This window comes from Streptomyces cinnamoneus (genome assembly GCF_002939475.1).
Classification (GTDB): domain Bacteria; phylum Actinomycetota; class Actinomycetes; order Streptomycetales; family Streptomycetaceae; genus Streptomyces; species Streptomyces cinnamoneus_A.
Genome location: NZ_PKFQ01000001.1, coordinates 2,891,415 through 2,906,679, shown reverse-complemented (window position 1 = coordinate 2,906,679; position 15,265 = coordinate 2,891,415). Strand labels below are relative to the sequence as shown.

The 15,265-nt window shown below is 73.7% G+C and carries 11 protein-coding genes; 7 read left to right on the top strand and 4 right to left on the bottom strand.

The annotated features are described in order from the left end of the window. Nucleotides 1-8: 8 nt before the first annotated feature. Entirely contained in the window at nt 9-1,010 is a 1,002-nt protein-coding gene (locus CYQ11_RS12415) for an Lrp/AsnC family transcriptional regulator (protein ID WP_240003185.1), read from the bottom strand. Nucleotides 1,011-1,145: 135 nt separating this feature from the next. Here CYQ11_RS12415 and CYQ11_RS12410 point away from each other — a divergent pair, with 135 nt between their 5' ends. Beyond that, a complete protein-coding gene (locus CYQ11_RS12410) occupies nt 1,146-2,699 on the top strand; it encodes an MFS transporter (RefSeq protein WP_099199567.1) in 1,554 nt (517 codons plus the stop codon). 129 nt (nt 2,700-2,828) lie between these two features. Here the strand turns inward: CYQ11_RS12410 and CYQ11_RS12405 are convergent, their stop codons facing one another. After that, nucleotides 2,829-3,596, bottom strand: a complete 768-nt coding sequence (locus CYQ11_RS12405) for a MerR family transcriptional regulator (protein WP_240003423.1) — start codon at nt 3,594-3,596, stop codon at nt 2,829-2,831. 145 nt (nt 3,597-3,741) lie between these two features. Here CYQ11_RS12405 and CYQ11_RS12400 point away from each other — a divergent pair, with 145 nt between their 5' ends. The 3 genes from CYQ11_RS12400 to CYQ11_RS12390 all read left to right on the top strand — a co-directional run bounded on the left by CYQ11_RS12400 (nt 3,742) and on the right by CYQ11_RS12390 (nt 6,426). Then, complete coding sequence (locus CYQ11_RS12400) at nt 3,742-5,283, top strand: flavin-containing monooxygenase (RefSeq protein WP_099199568.1); 1,542 nt, start codon at nt 3,742-3,744, stop codon at nt 5,281-5,283. Next, nucleotides 5,280-6,161 (top strand): SDR family oxidoreductase, encoded by an 882-nt coding sequence (locus tag CYQ11_RS12395; protein WP_099199569.1) that lies wholly within the window; start codon nt 5,280-5,282, stop codon nt 6,159-6,161. The genes CYQ11_RS12400 and CYQ11_RS12395 overlap by 4 nt, the downstream gene beginning before the upstream one ends. Nucleotides 6,162-6,237: 76 nt before the next feature. Beyond that, complete coding sequence (locus CYQ11_RS12390; protein WP_099197795.1) at nt 6,238-6,426, top strand: hypothetical protein; 189 nt, start codon at nt 6,238-6,240, stop codon at nt 6,424-6,426. A 69-nt stretch (nt 6,427-6,495) separates the two neighbouring features. Here the strand turns inward: CYQ11_RS12390 and CYQ11_RS12385 are convergent, their stop codons facing one another. Continuing rightward, a complete protein-coding gene (locus CYQ11_RS12385) occupies nt 6,496-9,765 on the bottom strand; it encodes a S41 family peptidase (RefSeq protein ID WP_240003424.1) in 3,270 nt (1,089 codons plus the stop codon). Between the two features lie 151 nt (nt 9,766-9,916). On the opposite strand from CYQ11_RS12385, the gene CYQ11_RS12380 reads away from it, so the two are divergent. The 3 genes from CYQ11_RS12380 to CYQ11_RS12370 all read left to right on the top strand — a co-directional run bounded on the left by CYQ11_RS12380 (nt 9,917) and on the right by CYQ11_RS12370 (nt 14,253). Beyond that, nucleotides 9,917-10,516 carry a TetR/AcrR family transcriptional regulator gene (locus CYQ11_RS12380; RefSeq protein ID WP_099199571.1) on the top strand — a complete coding sequence of 200 codons (600 nt, stop codon included), beginning with the start codon at nt 9,917-9,919 and terminating at the stop codon, nt 10,514-10,516. Between the two features lie 126 nt (nt 10,517-10,642). Beyond that, nucleotides 10,643-12,847, top strand: coding sequence for an MMPL family transporter (locus tag CYQ11_RS12375; protein ID WP_099199572.1), 2,205 nt, complete (start codon nt 10,643-10,645; stop codon nt 12,845-12,847). Nucleotides 12,848-13,056: 209 nt separating this feature from the next. Further along, complete coding sequence (locus CYQ11_RS12370) at nt 13,057-14,253, top strand: MarP family serine protease (RefSeq protein WP_099199573.1); 1,197 nt, start codon at nt 13,057-13,059, stop codon at nt 14,251-14,253. 7 nt (nt 14,254-14,260) lie between these two features. On the opposite strand, the gene CYQ11_RS12365 is transcribed toward CYQ11_RS12370, so the two are convergent. Beyond that, nucleotides 14,261-15,214 (bottom strand): HNH endonuclease family protein, encoded by a 954-nt coding sequence (locus CYQ11_RS12365; RefSeq protein WP_099199574.1) that lies wholly within the window; start codon nt 15,212-15,214, stop codon nt 14,261-14,263. Nucleotides 15,215-15,265: the final 51 nt, after the last annotated feature.

The following is a 15,265-nucleotide window of genomic DNA, read 5'->3' as shown; positions in this document are numbered from 1 at the left end:
CCGTCGCCTCAGCCCCCGGCCGGGGGATCGAACAGGCGCGTGCCGTCGGTGAGCAGGCCGGCCCGCTTGACGGCGCGGAGCACCGGTACGACCTCCAGCTGGCGCACCGCCTTCAGCGCGCCCAGGCGTTCCGTGACGTAGGCGTACAGGGCTTTGTTGTCCCGGCACAGCACGGTCGCGGCCAGGTTCGAGGTGCCGGTGGTCGCCGCCGCCCAGGCGACCTCCGGGTGGCCGGCGAGGGCGTGGCCGACCTCGGCCAGGTCGGACGGGGCGACGGTGGCCGACAGGGACGCCTCGGTCTCGCAGCCGAAGTGGACCGGCATGATCTCCACGTCGAAGTAGAGGACCCCGCTCTCGCGCAGGTGGTCCAGGCGGCGCCGGACCGTGGACTCCGAGCGGCCGGCCGCCCTGGCCAGGTCGGGATAGCCGGCCCTGCCGTCGCGGGCGAGCAGGGCCAGCATCGCCCGGTCCGCGTCGTCGAGCCGGACCCGGTCCCCGTCGGTGGCCTGCGGGCGCTCCAGCGCCCGGACCTGGCCCTCGTCCAGCACCTCGGCCCCCCACCGGCGGCCCGGGTTGCGGCTGTAGCCGTGCAGCAGGTCGTGCGAGGTGATCGCGGTGACGTGCTGGGTGCGCGGCAGCTTCTGCAGCAGGAGCGCGTCGCGCTCGTCCCGGCTGTGGGAGCGGATCAGGCAGCCCACCTCGGTGCCGCTGGAGTAGATCTTGACCCAGGCACTGTCGGCGCGGCGGGCCAGCGCGTCCGCGATGGGCACGGCCGCGCCCAGGGCGCACTGGATGCGCAGCCGCGTCTCGTGGAGGCCGACACGGTGGGCCTCCGGCAGGCCGATGACCCGGAGCAGCCCCCCGCCGCGCAGCCGGCGGTAGCGGCGGATCACGGTCTGGTCGGTGACCCCCAGGACGGTGGCCAGCCGGCTGAAGGACGCCCGGCCGTCGAGCCGCAGCGCCTGGACCAGCTGGCGGTCGAGGAGGTCGAGCTCCTGTTCGGTGTCCATGGTTTCCATCATCGCACGGGGAATGGTGAGGGAAATCCGTCGGTGCTGGGCGTCTGGATTCTTGTTTCCGTGCATGGGGTGTGATGTTCGACGGCGACCGATGAGAACTGATCGAAGAATTCGCGGAGGTTTCCGATGCGCAAGTGGCTGCCGCTCGTCGCGGTATGCCTGGGGACGTTCATGCTGTTGGTGGACGTGACCATCGTCGTGGTCGCCCTGCCCGACATGGCCCGGGGCCTGCACACCACGTTCGCGGACCTGCAGTGGGTCATGGACGTCTACGCGCTGGCCCTGGCGGCACTGCTGCTGGGCGTCGGATCCCTCGCCGACAAGATCGGCCACCGCCGGGTGTACGTGGTGGGGCTGGTGCTGTTCGCCCTCGCCTCGCTGGCCTGCGGGCTGGCGTCGGGCCCGGAGGTGCTGATCGCCTTCCGCGCGGTCCAGGGGATCGGCGGGGCGGCGATGCTCGCCACGACCACCGCCCTGATCGCCGGCCTCTACCAGGGCCGGGACCGGGGGCTCGCCTTCGGCGTGTGGGGCGCGGTCAGCGGCGCCGCGTCGGCGGCCGGGCCGGTCATGGGCGGCCTGCTGACCCAGCACCTCGACTGGCGCTGGATCTTCTACGTGAACCTTCCCCTCAGCGTGCTCGCCATCGCGATGACGCTGAAGTTCGTCCCCCGCTCGCGGACCTCCCCCGCGCGGGGCGTGGACCTGCCCGGCACGGCGGCCTTCACGGTCGCGGCCGGCACGGCGACCTACGCCCTGATCAAGGGCGAGGACCACGGCTGGGCCTCCGGCACCACGCTCGGGCTCTTCGCCCTGGCGGCGCTGGCGCTGCTGGTGTTCGTCGTCGTCGAACTGCGCGGCAGGCAGCCGATGCTGGACCTCGGGCTCTTTCGCGGCGGGTCGTTCTCCGGGCTGATGGTCGCGGCCGTGCTGCTGTCCGTCGCCGCGTTCTCCTACCTCGCCTACACGTCGCTGTGGTTGCAGTCCGTGCGCGGCATGGGGCCGGTGACCGCCGGACTCGCCTGTCTGCCGATGAGCGTGGCGGCGTTCGTGGTCGCGTCCCTGGCCGGGCGCTTCCTGCACGGCGTCTCGCCGCGGCTGACGGTGGGGGTGGGGATGCTGCTGATCGGCGCGGGCGCGTTGGCGCAGGCGTTCGTCGAGGCCGACTCGACGTGGACGGCCCTGGCCCCGGGCCTCGCCGTGACCGGCGTCGGTGTCGGGCTCGCCACTCCCGCGCTGGCCTCCACCGCGCTGGCGTCCGTACCGCCCGCGCGGGGCGGTACGGCCAGCGGTGCCGTCAACACCGCCCGCCAGCTGGGCAACGCGCTGGGCATCGCGGTGCTGGGCGCGGTCTTCCACGCCGGGCTGAGCGGGGCCGTGCGCGGGCACGGTGGCGGGGTGCCGGCGGACGCGCTGGCCGGCGGGCAGGCGGCCGCGGTGATCGGGCAGGCGGACGGCGGACGGCGTGCGGTGGTCGAGCACGTGGTGCGCGAGGCGTTCGCGGCCGGGTTGCGGGACGTCTTCCTGGTGTCCGGGGCGGTGGGGCTTGTCGGTGGGGTGGTGGCTCTGGTGCTGGTGCGGCGGCCGGTGGTCGCTCTGCCGGGTGCGTCCGCCGCGGGTGCGTCTGCCGCGGGTGCTGTGCGCCGGGCGGCGGCGTCGGGTGCGGGCCAGCCCGTGAACTGATGCGCCTCGCGGCGCCGGGGCGCCGGTCGTGGTGCCGGGGGCGGGGCGGGGAGGGCCCTTCTGGGGGCTGCGATTTCGCGGGCCTCACCCTCTGTTTCCCTCGCACCCGGCACCGCCCGCGAAACCGCTTTACGCCCCCTGCCAGGGCCCTCCCCGCCCCGCCCCCTCCCGTCCGGCCCCGTCCGCTGGTTGCGTTTGGCTGGGGCTTCCCCCGCTGTTCCGGTCAGGGGTCTCCTGCGTTCTGGCCCGGCGGTCCATCGCCATCGTGAACTCCGCCTCCACCACCGCCTTGGCGAAGGGGCGGAGGGCCTCCCTCGCTTCCTCCGGGACGTGGTCGCGGATCAGGTCCGTGAACGTCTCGGCCATCGCGTTCGCGTGGGTCCGTACCTGGCGCCCCGCCGCCAGCACCGCCGCGAGCGGCACCCCGCTGCGGACCAGTGCCGTGGACGCCTCCAGCAAGCGGCGGCTCACGTGGACGATCTCGTCGCCGTCCAGGGCCAGATAGCCGATGTCCAGCGCGGCCGTGAGGTTCTCCGGGGTGACCTCGCCCGCGAAGCGGTCCGCCAGGTCCTCCGGGCTGAGCCGGATCGCGGTCTCCTCCGACCAGGGGACGGTGATGCCGGCACCGGCCAGTCCCAGGAGTTCGCCGACGTCCCGGCCGCACTCGAAGGCGGCGAAGAGCTCGGCGATGCCGCCCAGGGTGTGACCGCGCTCCAGCAGGGCGGCGATGGTGCGCAGCCGGGCGAGGTGATGGTCGTTGTACCAGGCTATGCGGCCGTCGCGGCGGGGAGGCGGTATGAGCTTGCGCTCCCGGTAGAAGCGCAGGGTGCGGACGGTGATGCCGGCCTCCCCGGCCAGTTCCGCCACCCGGTACTCGCGTTCCCCGTCGTTCGCCACGCGGGAAGCCTACGTGTGACCCCGGGTAACTTCCCTTCCCTGAGCCTCTATCGCTCGGGCCCGTCCCTGCCCTACGCTCCATCGTGCCAGTGATCGCTGGCGCGATCGCGTGCTGAGGACTTTCGCTCTGAGGGCTGGAGGCGGCATGACCGGGCAGATAGACCGGGAACGGCACGGGAGGACCGTGCGGCACGTACGGGTGGCGGTGATCGGCGCGGGCTTCGGCGGTCTGGGCGCCGCCGTGCGGCTGCGCCGGGAGGGGATCACCGACTTCGTGGTCCTGGAGCGGGCCGGGGCGATCGGCGGCACCTGGCGCGACAACACCTATCCCGGCTGCGCCTGCGACGTGCCCTCGCACCTCTACTCCTTCTCCTTCGCGCCCAACCCCGAGTGGCCGCGCGCCTTCTCCGGCCAGCCGCACATCCGCGCCTATCTGGAGCAGGTCGCCGACACCTTCGGCCTCCGGCCGCACATCCGGCTGAACTGCGAGGTGCGGTCGCTGAAATGGGACACCGAGCGGCTGCACTGGGAGATCGGCGCGGCGGACGGCGACTACACCGCCGACGTCGTCGTCTCCGCCACCGGGCCGCTCTCCGACCACCGGATCCCCGACGTCCCGGGGCTCGCGGACTTCCCCGGCAAGGTCTTCCACTCCTCGCGCTGGGACCACGGCTACGACCTGCGCGGCAAGCGCGTCGCCGTGGTCGGCACCGGCGCGTCCGCCATCCAGATCGTGCCCGGCATCCAGCCCGAGGTCGCGCGCCTGACCCTCTTCCAGCGCACCCCGCCCTGGGTGCTGCCGCGGGCGGACCGTGCCATCACCGCTGCCGAGCAGTGGCTGCACTCCAGGGTGCCGGCCACCCGGGCCGTGCGGCGCGGCATGCTGTGGGGCGCGCGGGAATTGCAGGTGGGGCTGTTCACCAAGTGGCCCGACCGGCTGGGCGCCTTGGAGCGCTGGGCCGCGAGCCATCTGCGCAAGGCCGTCAAGGACCCCGCGCTGCGCGCCAAGCTGCTGCCCGACTACCGCATCGGCTGCAAGCGCATCCTGCTGTCCAACGACTACTACCCCGCCCTCACCCGCCCCAACGTGGACGTCGTCGCCTCCGGCCTGGCCGCGGTGCGCGGTTCCACGCTCGTCGCCGCCGACGGCACCGAGGCGGAGGCCGACGCCATCGTCTTCGGCACCGGCTTCCGCGTGACGGACATGCCGATCGCCACCCGCGTCACCGGCGCGTCCGGCACCACGCTCGCCCAGGAGTGGAAGAACGGCGGCATGGCGGCGCTGCGCGGCGCCAGCGTGCCCGGCTTTCCCAACTTCCTCACGATCATCGGGCCCAACACCGGCCTGGGGAACAGCTCGATGATCCTCATCATCGAGGCCCAGCTGAACTACCTCGCCGACTTCCTGCGCCAGCTCGGCACCATCGGCGGCCGGGCCGCGCTCGACGCCCGGCCCTCCGCCACCCGGGCCTGGAACCGCCGGCTCCAGCAGCGCATGACCCGCACGGTCTGGAACACCGGCTGCGACAGCTGGTACCTCGACGAGCACGGCCGCAACACCACCGTCTGGCCCGGCTCGACGGGCGAGTTCCGCAAGGTCACCCGGCGGGTCGACATCGCCGAGTACCAGGTGCTGCGGGCGCCCCGGGTCCGCAGCGCCGCCCCCGTCGCGCAGGCCGCGCGATGAGGGCCCGCACGAGCCTGCACGGGCAGGTCGCCGTCGTCACCGGCGCCGCCCGGGGGCTCGGGGAGGCGCTGGCCCGCAAGCTGTCCGCGCGCGGGGCGGCCGTGGCGCTGGTCGGTCTGGAGCGGGACGAACTGCGCCGGGTCGCCCAGGCCCTGCCCGGCGCCGCCCACTGGCACGCGGACGTCACCGACGGGGAGGCGATGGCCCGCGTCGCCCGCGAGGTCAAGGACCGCTTCGGCAAGGTGGACGTCGTCGTCGCGAACGCCGGGGTGGCCGCCGGCGGCCCCCTGGACGCCGGCGATCCCGCCGCCTGGCGCCGCGTCGTCGAGGTCAACCTGATCGGCAGTGCGGTCACCGGGCGGGCGTTCCTGCCCCTGCTGGCGGAGAGCCGCGGCTACCTCCTCCAGATCGCCTCGTTCGCCGCCATCGCCCCGGCGCCCCTGATGACCGCCTACTGCGCGTCGAAGGCCGGAGTGGAGGCCTACGCGCACAGCCTGCGGGCCGAGGTCGCCCACCGGGGCGTACGGGTGGGGGTGGCGTACCTGAGCTGGACCGACACCGACATGGTGCGCGGGGCCGACGAGGCCGAGGTCATGCGGGAGTCGCGGCGGCGGCTGCCGTGGCCCGCCAACCGCACCTACCCCCTCGGCCCGACCGCCGACCGGCTGGTGGCGGGCGTCGAGCGGCGGTCGGCGCACGTGTACGGGCAGGCGTGGCTGCGGGCCACACAGCCGGTGCGGGGCCTGCTGCCCACCCTGATCGGTCTGGCGGGCCCCCGTGAGATGCGGCGTCTCGCGCCCCGGCTGGGGGCGGCCCCCACCGGGCTGGTGGGCGCGGGAGGGGCGGCCGACACCCGGGAGAGCACGGAGCGTCACTGATCGAAATGCGAGGTTCATCCCGGCGTGTGAGGCTGGTCGCGGCCCGATTCCCGATCTCCCCTAGGAGTGAACACGCATGGGCATGAAGGACAAGGCAGAGAAGGCCAAGCAGCAGGCGCAGCAGAAGATGCAGGACGCCAAGCAGCAGGGCCAGGAGCGCGGCCAGCAGGGCCAGGACAAGGTGCGCGAGAAGGGACAGCAGGGTCAGCAGAGGGGCCAGCAGTCCCTCGACGACATCCAGGACGACCTCGACGACCGCCTCTGACGGCCGTCTGACGCGTACCCCGTGAGCGAGGGGCCCGCCCGGGCACCGGGCGGGCCCCTCGTGCGCGCCTCACCCCCGCGGTGGCAGCTTCGGGCGGCGCAGGTCCGGTACGCCCGAGTAGTCCGGCGGCTTCGCGGCGCCGTGCCGCTCCAGCAGGTCCAGCGCGAGCCGCACCGCGTCGTCCAGCTGCCTGTGCCGGCCCTCGGCCCAGTCGAGCGGGGTGCGGTCGACCTCGATGTCCGGCTCGACGCCGTGGTTCTCCACGCTCCAGCCGTACTCGTCGAACCAGGCCGCGTTCATCGGCACCGTGATGGACGTGCCGTCGCCCAGGCGGTGCCGGCCGGTCATGCCGACGACGCCGCCCCAGGTGCGCAGGCCCACCACCGGGCCGATGCCCTGGAGCTTGAACGCGGCGGTGATCATGTCGCCGTCCGAGGACGTCATCTCGTCGGCGACGGCGACGACCGGCCCGCGCGGGGCGTTGCTCGCGTAACTGACCGGCTGTGCGTCGCGCGTGAGGTCCCAGCCGACGATGGTGCGGGTGAGCTTCTCCACGACCAGCTCGCTGATGTTGCCGCCGGCGTTGCCCCGTACGTCCACGATCAGGGCCGGGCGGGACATCTCCATGCGCAGGTCGCGGTTGAACTGGGCCCAGCCGGAGCCCCCCATGTCGGGGATGTGGAGGTAGCCGCACCGGCCGTCGCTCAGCTCGTGGACGACCGCGCGGCGCTTGGTCACCCAGTCCTGGTAGCGCAGCGGGCGCTCGTCGACCAGCGGCACCACCGCCACCCGGCGGGCGTGCCCCTCGGGCCCGGGCGGCCGGAAGGCCAGCTCGACGGTCGTGCCGCCGGCCGCCGCCAGCAGGGGGTAGGGGCCGGCGACGGGGTCCACCGGGCGGCCGTCGACGTGGGTGAGCGCCCAGCCCTCGCGCACGCCCGAACCGGCCAGCGGCGAACGGGCCTTGGAGTCGGAGGACTCGCCGGGCAGGATGCGGCGCACCGTCCAGGAGCCGCCCTTCTGGTGGGTGAGGTTGGCGCCGAGCAGGCCGATGGCGCGCTGGTAGTGGGGCGGGCCCTCGTTGCGGCGGGCGGGGACGACGTACGCGTGGGAGGTGCCCAGCTCGCCGAGGACCTCGCGCAGCAGATCGGCGAACTCGTCGGGGGAGGCGACGCGTTCGACCAGCGGCCGGTACTGCTCCAGCACCGCCTCCCAGTCGACGCCGCACATGCCCGGCTCCCAGAAGTACGCGCGGACGATGCGGCCCGCCTCGGCGTACGCCTGGCGCCACTCGGCGGGCGGCTCCACCTCGTGCAGGATCCGCCGCATGTCGACATAGACGGTCGAGTCGGGGTCGGGCGTGTCGGTGGCGGGGACGACGCGCAGGTCGCCCTCGTCGTTGACGACGAGGCGGGTGCCGTCGCCGCTGACCGCGAACCAGTCGAGCGACGCCGTGAGTTCGGTGCGCTTGGCCTTGGACAGGTCGAAGTGCTCCAGGGTGGGGCGGCCGGAGGTGTCGGCCGGGTTGGCGAAGGTCTCGCCGAGCGCCCCCGAGATCGGCCAGCGCAGCCACACCAGGCCGCCGCCGCTCACCGGATGCAGGGAGGAGTACTTCGAGGCGGCCACCGGGAAGGGCGTCACCCGGCTCTCCAGGCCCTCCACCTCCACCAGCACCGAGCCCTCGTTCTCCCCGGCGGCGTCCAGGTCCAGCCCGCCGCCCGCGGGGCGGCCCTCCGCGGTCAGGGCGAAGGGGGAGGGGGTCGCCGACGACAGCGGCACCAGGTAGGGGCGGCAGCCCAGCGGGAAGGACAGGTCGCCGGTGTGCACGTCGTAGACCGGGTCGAAGCCGCGCCAGGACAGGAAGGCCAGATAGCGGCCGTCGCGGGTGAAGACCGGCTGTTCGTCCTCGAAGCGGCCGTTGGTGACGTCCACGATCAGCCGGTCGGACAGGCGGGCGATCCTGATGTTCCGCAGCGACCGGCCGACGCCCGGGTGGGACCAGGTCAGCCAGGCCGAGTCGGGGGAGAAGGCCAGGTCGCGCACCGGCCCGTTGGCCGACCGGGTCAGCTCGGTCACCTCCCCCTCGCCCTCGGCCGAGGCGTCGACCAGCAGCAGCCGCCCGTCGTGCGCGGCGACCGCCAGCCGCTCGCCGTCGGGCGAGGCGAGCAGCTCGTGCACCCGCCCGATCCGGCCGGCCGCCAGCCGGCGCGGCTGTGACGGCCCGGCCGCGCGCGGCAGCTGGGCCAGCTCGACGGCGTCCTCGCCCTCGGCGTCCGTCACGTACGCCACCCGGCCCGTCGACCCCAGCATCTCCGGCAGCCGGACCCGCACCCCCGGGGTGGCGGAGATGACCCGGGCCGGGCCGTCGCGGTGGGTCAGCCAGTACAGGCTGCCGCGCACCCCCACGGCGCTGGCCCGTCCGGTGGTGTCCACCGTCAGCGCGTCGACGTGCTGGGCGGCCTGCACCTGGTACCGGCGGCGCCCGGCGCGCGGGCCGCCCAGGCGCACGTCCAGCCGGCGCGGCACGCCCCCGGCGGTGAGGCCGTCGACCAGCCACAGGTCGCCCGCGCACTGGTAGACCACGCGGGATCCGTCCGTGGCGGCGTGGCGGGCGTAGAAGTCGTCGTGGTCGGTGTGGCGGCGCAGATCGGAGCTGTCGGGGCGGCAGGAGTAGAGGTTGCCGACGCCCTCGTGGTCGGAGAGGAAGGCGATGCGGTCGCCGACGAACATCGCCGAGTCCAGGTGGCCGCCGAGATCCGCGACCAGCCGGTCGCACTGCAACCAGAGCCGGCCCGTCGCACCGCCCCGGTAGCGCTTCCAGGAGGCCGGCTCGTGCGGGGGCTTGCCCGTCAGCAGCAGCGTGCGGTGCTCCCCGCCGCCGTCGCTCATGGCGATGTCGGACACCGGGCCCCAGGGCAGCCGCAGGCCGGGGTGGCCGTCGGTGGGCAGCCGGTAGGCCCAGGAGAAGTAGGAGAAGGGCTGGCCGTGCGAGGAGACGGCGAGGACGTCGTAGCCCCCGTCACCGCGGTCGGAGGGGGCCCAGCCGCAGACGCGGGTGTCGGTGCTGCCCCAGTAGGTGAGCCGGCGCGCGCCGCCGCCGGCGGCCGGGACCAGGTGGATCTCGGGGTCGAGGCTGCGCCAGCTGGTGAAGGCGATGTGCCGCCCGTCGGGCGAGAAGCGCGGATGCCCGACGCGGGTCCGGTCGACCGTCAGCCGCCAGGCGCGGGGGGCCGGCTCCCCGGCGCCGGCCAGGGGGGCCAGCCAGAGGTCGTCCTCCGACACGAAGCAGAGCAGGTCGCCGTGCAGATGGGGAAAGCGGAGGTAGGCGTCCACGCCTTCCATGGTTTCGGCCCCCACTGGCCCCGGCAACTCGGTCCGTGACGCAGAACACCATCGAAACGATGCCGTTTCGCTAAGGCCCGGGCTTACCCTCGTGCTGTACGAAACCGTTTCGTACATGCGATGTGACGGATTCACGGGGGGAAGGAGTGGCATGCCGACGGAACCACCCAAGCCGGCGGTCCGCCGCACCCGGCTGACCCCCGAACGCGAGGCCGAGCTCTACGAGGCGGTGCTCGCCCTCCTGCGCGAGGTCGGCTACGACGCCCTGACCATGGACGCCGTGGCCGCCCGCACCCACGCCAGCAAGGCCACCCTCTACCGCCAGTGGAGGGGCAAGCCGGAGCTGGTGGCAGGAGCCCTGCGGCACAACAAGCCGATGAGCCTGGCGGACATCGACACCGGCACGGTGCGCGGTGACCTCCAGGCGATGGTGTGCGACGCCGACAAGGACCGGATGGAGAAGGACGCGGCCCTCATGCGGGGGCTCCAGCGTGCGATCCACGACCATCCGGACCTCAAACGGGCCCTGCGCGAGCTGCTGGTCGAGCCGGAGATCGCCGCGCTGGAGGCGATGCTCCGCCGCGCGGTCGACCGGGGCGAGGTCGCCCCGGACAACCCCGCGCTCGACTACGTCGCGCACATGGTGCTCGGGGCGTTCATGGCCCGCCCGCTGGTCGAGGACCGGCCCGCGGACGGCGCGTACCTCACCCGCTACATCGACGCCGTGATCCTCCCCGCTCTCGGCGCATGAACCCCACCCCCCACTGAGGTCCCCACCCACACCCCCCCACAAGGCTCCACCTGACGCACCGCTCCCGTCGGGCTGGTCCACCACCGGTTCTCACCACTCTCCGACCCGACGGGAGCACAACGCCTCGTGGCCACGTTCCTCTACAAACTCGGCCGGCTCGCCTTCAGGCGCCGCTGGTACGTCGCCCTGACCTGGGTGCTGCTGCTGGTCCTCGCCGGCGCGGGCGCCGCCACCGCCTCCAAGGCGACCGACAACTTCTCCATACCCGGCACGGAGGCGCAGCGCGCCTTCGACCTGCTGGAGAAGCGCATGCCGGACATGAAGGCGGACGCCGCCACCGCGCGCATCGTCTTCAAGGCCCCCGGCGGCCAGAAGATCACCGACCCCGGGAACAAGGCGGCGGTCGACAAGGTCGTCGGCGCGCTGGGCGGCCCCCAGGTGGCCGCCGTCGCCGACCCGTTCGCCGGCGACGGCGTCAGCAAGAACGGCGACATCGCCTACGCGTCCGTCACCTACAAGGTGAAGGCCAACGAGCTGACGGACGACACGCGCGACAAGCTGAAGGCCGCGCCCGACGCCGGCCGGGACGCCGGGCTGACCGTGGAGACCGGCGGCAGCGCCCTCCAGGCCATGCCCGAGGGCGGCTCCACCGAGATCATCGGCATCGCCATCTCGGCCGTCGTCCTGCTGATCACCTTCGGTTCGCTGGTGGCCGCCGGGCTGCCGCTGCTCACCGCGATCATCGGCGTCGGCATCGGCGTCTCCTCGATCGCGGCGGTCGCCTCCGCCCTCGACCTGGGCAACAACACCGCCACCCTCGCCACGATGATCGGCCTCGCGGTCGGCATCGACTACGCCCTCTTCATCGTCTCCCGCTACCGCGCGGAGATCGCCGAGGGGCGTGAGCGCGAGGACGCCGCCGGCCGGGCCGTCGGCACCGCCGGGTCCGCGGTGGTCTTCGCCGGTCTGACGGTCGTCATCGCGCTGGCCGGCCTCGCGGTCGTCAACATCCCCATGCTGACCAAGATGGGCGTCGCGGCCGCCTTCACGGTCGCCATCGCGGTGCTCATCGCGCTCACCCTCATCCCCGCGCTGCTGGGCTTCGCCGGCCGCAAGGTGCTGGCCCGCAAGGTCCGCAAGGCCGAGGGCACGGACGTGTCCGCCGAGCAGAAGCCCAACATGGGCACCCGCTGGGCCCGTCTGGTGCTGCGCCGCCCCGTCGTGGTGCTGCTCGCCGGCGTCCTGGGCCTGGGCGCGATCGCCGTGCCCGCGGGCTCGCTGATGCTGGGCCTGCCCGACGAGGGCTCGCAGCCCCAGAGCACCACCCAGCGCAAGGCGTACGACCTGCTGTCCGAGGGCTTCGGCCCCGGCTTCAACGGCCCGCTGATGCTCGTCGTCGACGCGGCGCACAGCAAGGACCACCAGGCCGCCGCCGAGTCCGTGGTGAACACGGTCAAGGGCCTGGACGACGTGGCCGTGGTCACCCCGGCCCACTTCAACGAGGCCGGCGACACGGCGATCATCACGGTCGTGCCGAAGTCCAAGCCCAGCGGCTCGGAGACCGAGGACCTCGTCCACGCCATCCGTGACAAGGGCCGGGCGGCCGGTTCCGAGGCCGGGGCCGAGGTCCTGGTCACCGGCACGACAGCCGTCAACATCGACGTCTCGCAGAAGCTGAACGACGCGCTGCTGCCCTACCTGGCGCTCGTCGTCGGCCTGGCCTTCCTGCTGCTGATGGTCGTCTTCCGGTCCGTGCTGGTCCCGCTCAAGGCGGCGCTGGGCTTCCTGCTGTCGGTCGTCGCGGCGCTGGGCGCCGTGGTCGCCGTCTTCCAGTGGGGCTGGCTCGGCGGGCTGTTCGGCGTCGAGGAGACCGGCCCGATCATGAGCATGATGCCGATCTTCATGGTGGGCGTCGTCTTCGGCCTCGCGATGGACTACGAGGTCTTCCTCGTGACCCGGATGCGGGAGGCGTACGTCCACGGCGAGCGTCCCGGTGAGGCCGTCGTCACCGGCTTCCGGCACGGCGCCCGCGTGGTGACCGCCGCCGCGGTCATCATGATCAGCGTCTTCGCGGGCTTCATCGGCTCCTCGGAACCGATGATCAAGATGATCGGCTTCGGCCTGGCCATCGCGGTCTTCTTCGACGCGTTCGTCGTCCGCATGGCGATCGTGCCGGCGGTGCTGGCGCTGCTCGGCCGGTCGGCCTGGTGGCTGCCGGGCTGGCTGGCGAAGGCGCTGCCCAACGTGGACGTCGAGGGCGAGGGCCTGCAGAAGAGCCTGAAGGCCCCGGCCGCCGAGTCCGACGAGGACCGCGAACCGGTCCGCGTCTGAGGACCGGCCGGCTCGAAGCGGCGGGGCCCGGGTTCCACGACGGAACCCGGGCCCCGCCGGCGTTTCCCCGGGACGGCGCCGCCGGCGCGCACGTGGCGTACGCCATGAATTCGCCACGAAGGGGAACCGGTGGCGCGTGAACCCGCGTTCTTCCAAGTCCACACCTGTGGACGCGGCGGGGGACGCGTGCGCGACGAAAGGGCTCCGCGTTGAACCTGCTCGATCTGCTCCTGATGCTGGTCGTCCTCGGCTACGCCGTCTCCGGCTACCGCCGGGGCCTGATCGCGAGCGCCGTCCTGCTGGCCGGCTTCCTCGGCGGCGCCGTCCTCGGCGTCTGGGCCCTGCCCCACGCGCTGGAGCCCTTCGAGGCGGGGACCAGCACGGCGGCCGTCGTCGCCGTGCTGGTCGTGCTCATACCGGCGGCCCTCGGCCACGCCCTGGCCGGACGGCTCGCCTGGCGCCTTCGGCGCAAGCTCACCTGGGCGCCCGTGCGGGGCGTCGACGGCGTGGGCGGCGCGGCCGTGAACTCGCTGGCCGTGCTGCTGGTGGGCTGGGTGGCCGCGAGCGTGCTCGTCTCGGCGAACTCCCCGCTGCTCACCCGGCAGATCAGGGAGTCGACGCTGCTGGGCGCGGTGCAGGAGGCGATGCCCGAGCAGGCGCCCACGTGGTTCAGCCGGACGACGGACGCGCTGGCCGGAGCCGGCTTCCCGCAGGTCTTCAACCCCTTCGAGAACGAGCCGGCCACGAGCGTCCCCAAGCCCTCCGAGGACGCGGTGACCGCCGCCGCGAAGACGGCGGCCCGCAGGAGCGTCGTCAAGGTCGAGGGCGTCGCCGACGTGGGCGGCGGCCGGCGCGGCCAGGAGGGCAGCGGCTTCGTCTACGCCCACGAGCACGTGATGACCAACGCGCACGTCGTGGCGGGCGTCGACGACCCGACCGTACGGGTCGGCGGCGTCGGGCGGGCGTACAAGGCGAAGGTCGTGCTCTTCGACCCGCGCACGGACGTGGCCGTCCTCGACGTGCCGGGCCTGGACGCGCCCGTGCTGCCCTTCGACACGTCCGCCGGCCGCGGCGACGCGGCCGTGGTCGCGGGCTTCCCCGAGAACGGCGGCCTCGACCTGCGCGCCGCCGTCGTCGCGGGCGAGGTCAGGGCCAAGGGCCAGGACATCTACGGCGACGGCGTCACCACCCGCGAGGTCTACTCCGTGCGCTCCACGGTCCGCCCGGGCAACTCCGGCGGCCCGCTGCTGACGCCGGGCGGCAAGGTGTACGGCGTGGTCTTCGCCCGTTCGACGGCCGACGCCGAGACGGGCTACGTCCTGACGGCCGGCCAGGTGGCCGCCGACGCCTCCCGGGCGGCCCGCGCGAGCACCCCGGTGAGCACGGGGAGCCGCGCGGCGCTGTAGCGGCCGTTCAGAGCGGGCACGTGTCGAGGACCTGCCGCAGCTTGTCCTTCTCCGCCCGGGTGACGCTCAGCCGGTAGTAGTCCTTCACGCCGATCCACGCCCGGCTGTAGGTGCACTCGGCGCCCTTCGGCAGCCACTGGTCCGGGCCCTTGTCGCCCTTGGCGCGGTTGCTCCAGGTGGACACCACGATCAGCTGCGGGGAGGCGACCAGGTCGTTGGCGAACTCGCGGCGCTCCTCGAAGGACCACGCGCTCGCCCCGGAGCCCCACGCGTTCCGCAGCGGCACGACGTGGTCGACGTCGAGGTGCAGCGGGTCGGCCATGGTCCTGCCGTCGTACTCGCTGTGCCACTCGCCGCCGACGACCTTGCACGGGCCGTCCAGCTTCACCGGCGTGACCGAGTGGAACCTGAGGGCGATCTGGCGGGTGGTGCACCGGTCGACGCCGTGCTGCACCCAGCAGCTGGAGCCGGTGAAGAGCCTGTGGTCGTAGCCCTTGCCGTTGAAGGGCCGGACGGTCAGGTCGTCCAGCATGCGCACGGCCTCGTCACGGCCGGGGACGCCCCGGGGCCACTTGTGGGGGAGGGCCCGGCGGCTCGCGGGCTTCTTCGCCGGGCGTTTGGGCGCGGCGCCCTTCGCCTGCTGCGGGGGGGTGCTGCCCTGCGGTGCCGTGCCCTTCTGCGAGGTCTTGGGGGGTGTGCTGTGCGGCGACGTGGTGGGGGGACGGGTGTAGACGTCCCCCTCCTCCGGGGGTGGCCCCTCGCAGGCGGCCTCTGCGTAGTCCTGCGGCGCGTTCGCCGCGCGGGCGCCGTGCCCGGCCGGGCCGTGCTGCCGGGGGGCGGCGGCGTCGGGCCCGGCCGGCGGCCCGGCGGCCACGGCGGCGCCCGGCAGGACGGCCAGAAGTGCGACGGCGGATATCGCGGAGACGGCGGAGGTGGCACTCGGCTTCCGGACTCGGCGCATGTTCTCTCCTTCGGCACCCGTTGAGGTGGGACGGGCACTCCGAGTGCACTT

Bases quoted from the DNA above. Each gene is read 5' to 3' on its own strand.
- CYQ11_RS12400 (WP_099199568.1), top strand. From the start codon at position 3,742: ATGACCGGGCAGATAGACCGGGAACGGCACGGGAGGACCGTGCGGCAC.
- CYQ11_RS12415 (WP_240003185.1), bottom strand. From the start codon at position 1,010: ATGGACACCGAACAGGAGCTCGACCTCCTCGACCGCCAGCTGGTCCAG.
- CYQ11_RS12385 (WP_240003424.1), bottom strand. From the start codon at position 9,765: ATGGAAGGCGTGGACGCCTACCTCCGCTTTCCCCATCTGCACGGCGAC.
- CYQ11_RS12365 (WP_099199574.1), bottom strand. From the start codon at position 15,214: ATGCGCCGAGTCCGGAAGCCGAGTGCCACCTCCGCCGTCTCCGCGATA.
- CYQ11_RS12380 (WP_099199571.1), top strand. From the start codon at position 9,917: ATGCCGACGGAACCACCCAAGCCGGCGGTCCGCCGCACCCGGCTGACC.
- CYQ11_RS12390 (WP_099197795.1), top strand. From the start codon at position 6,238: ATGGGCATGAAGGACAAGGCAGAGAAGGCCAAGCAGCAGGCGCAGCAG.
- CYQ11_RS12395 (WP_099199569.1), top strand. From the start codon at position 5,280: ATGAGGGCCCGCACGAGCCTGCACGGGCAGGTCGCCGTCGTCACCGGC.
- CYQ11_RS12410 (WP_099199567.1), top strand. From the start codon at position 1,146: ATGCGCAAGTGGCTGCCGCTCGTCGCGGTATGCCTGGGGACGTTCATG.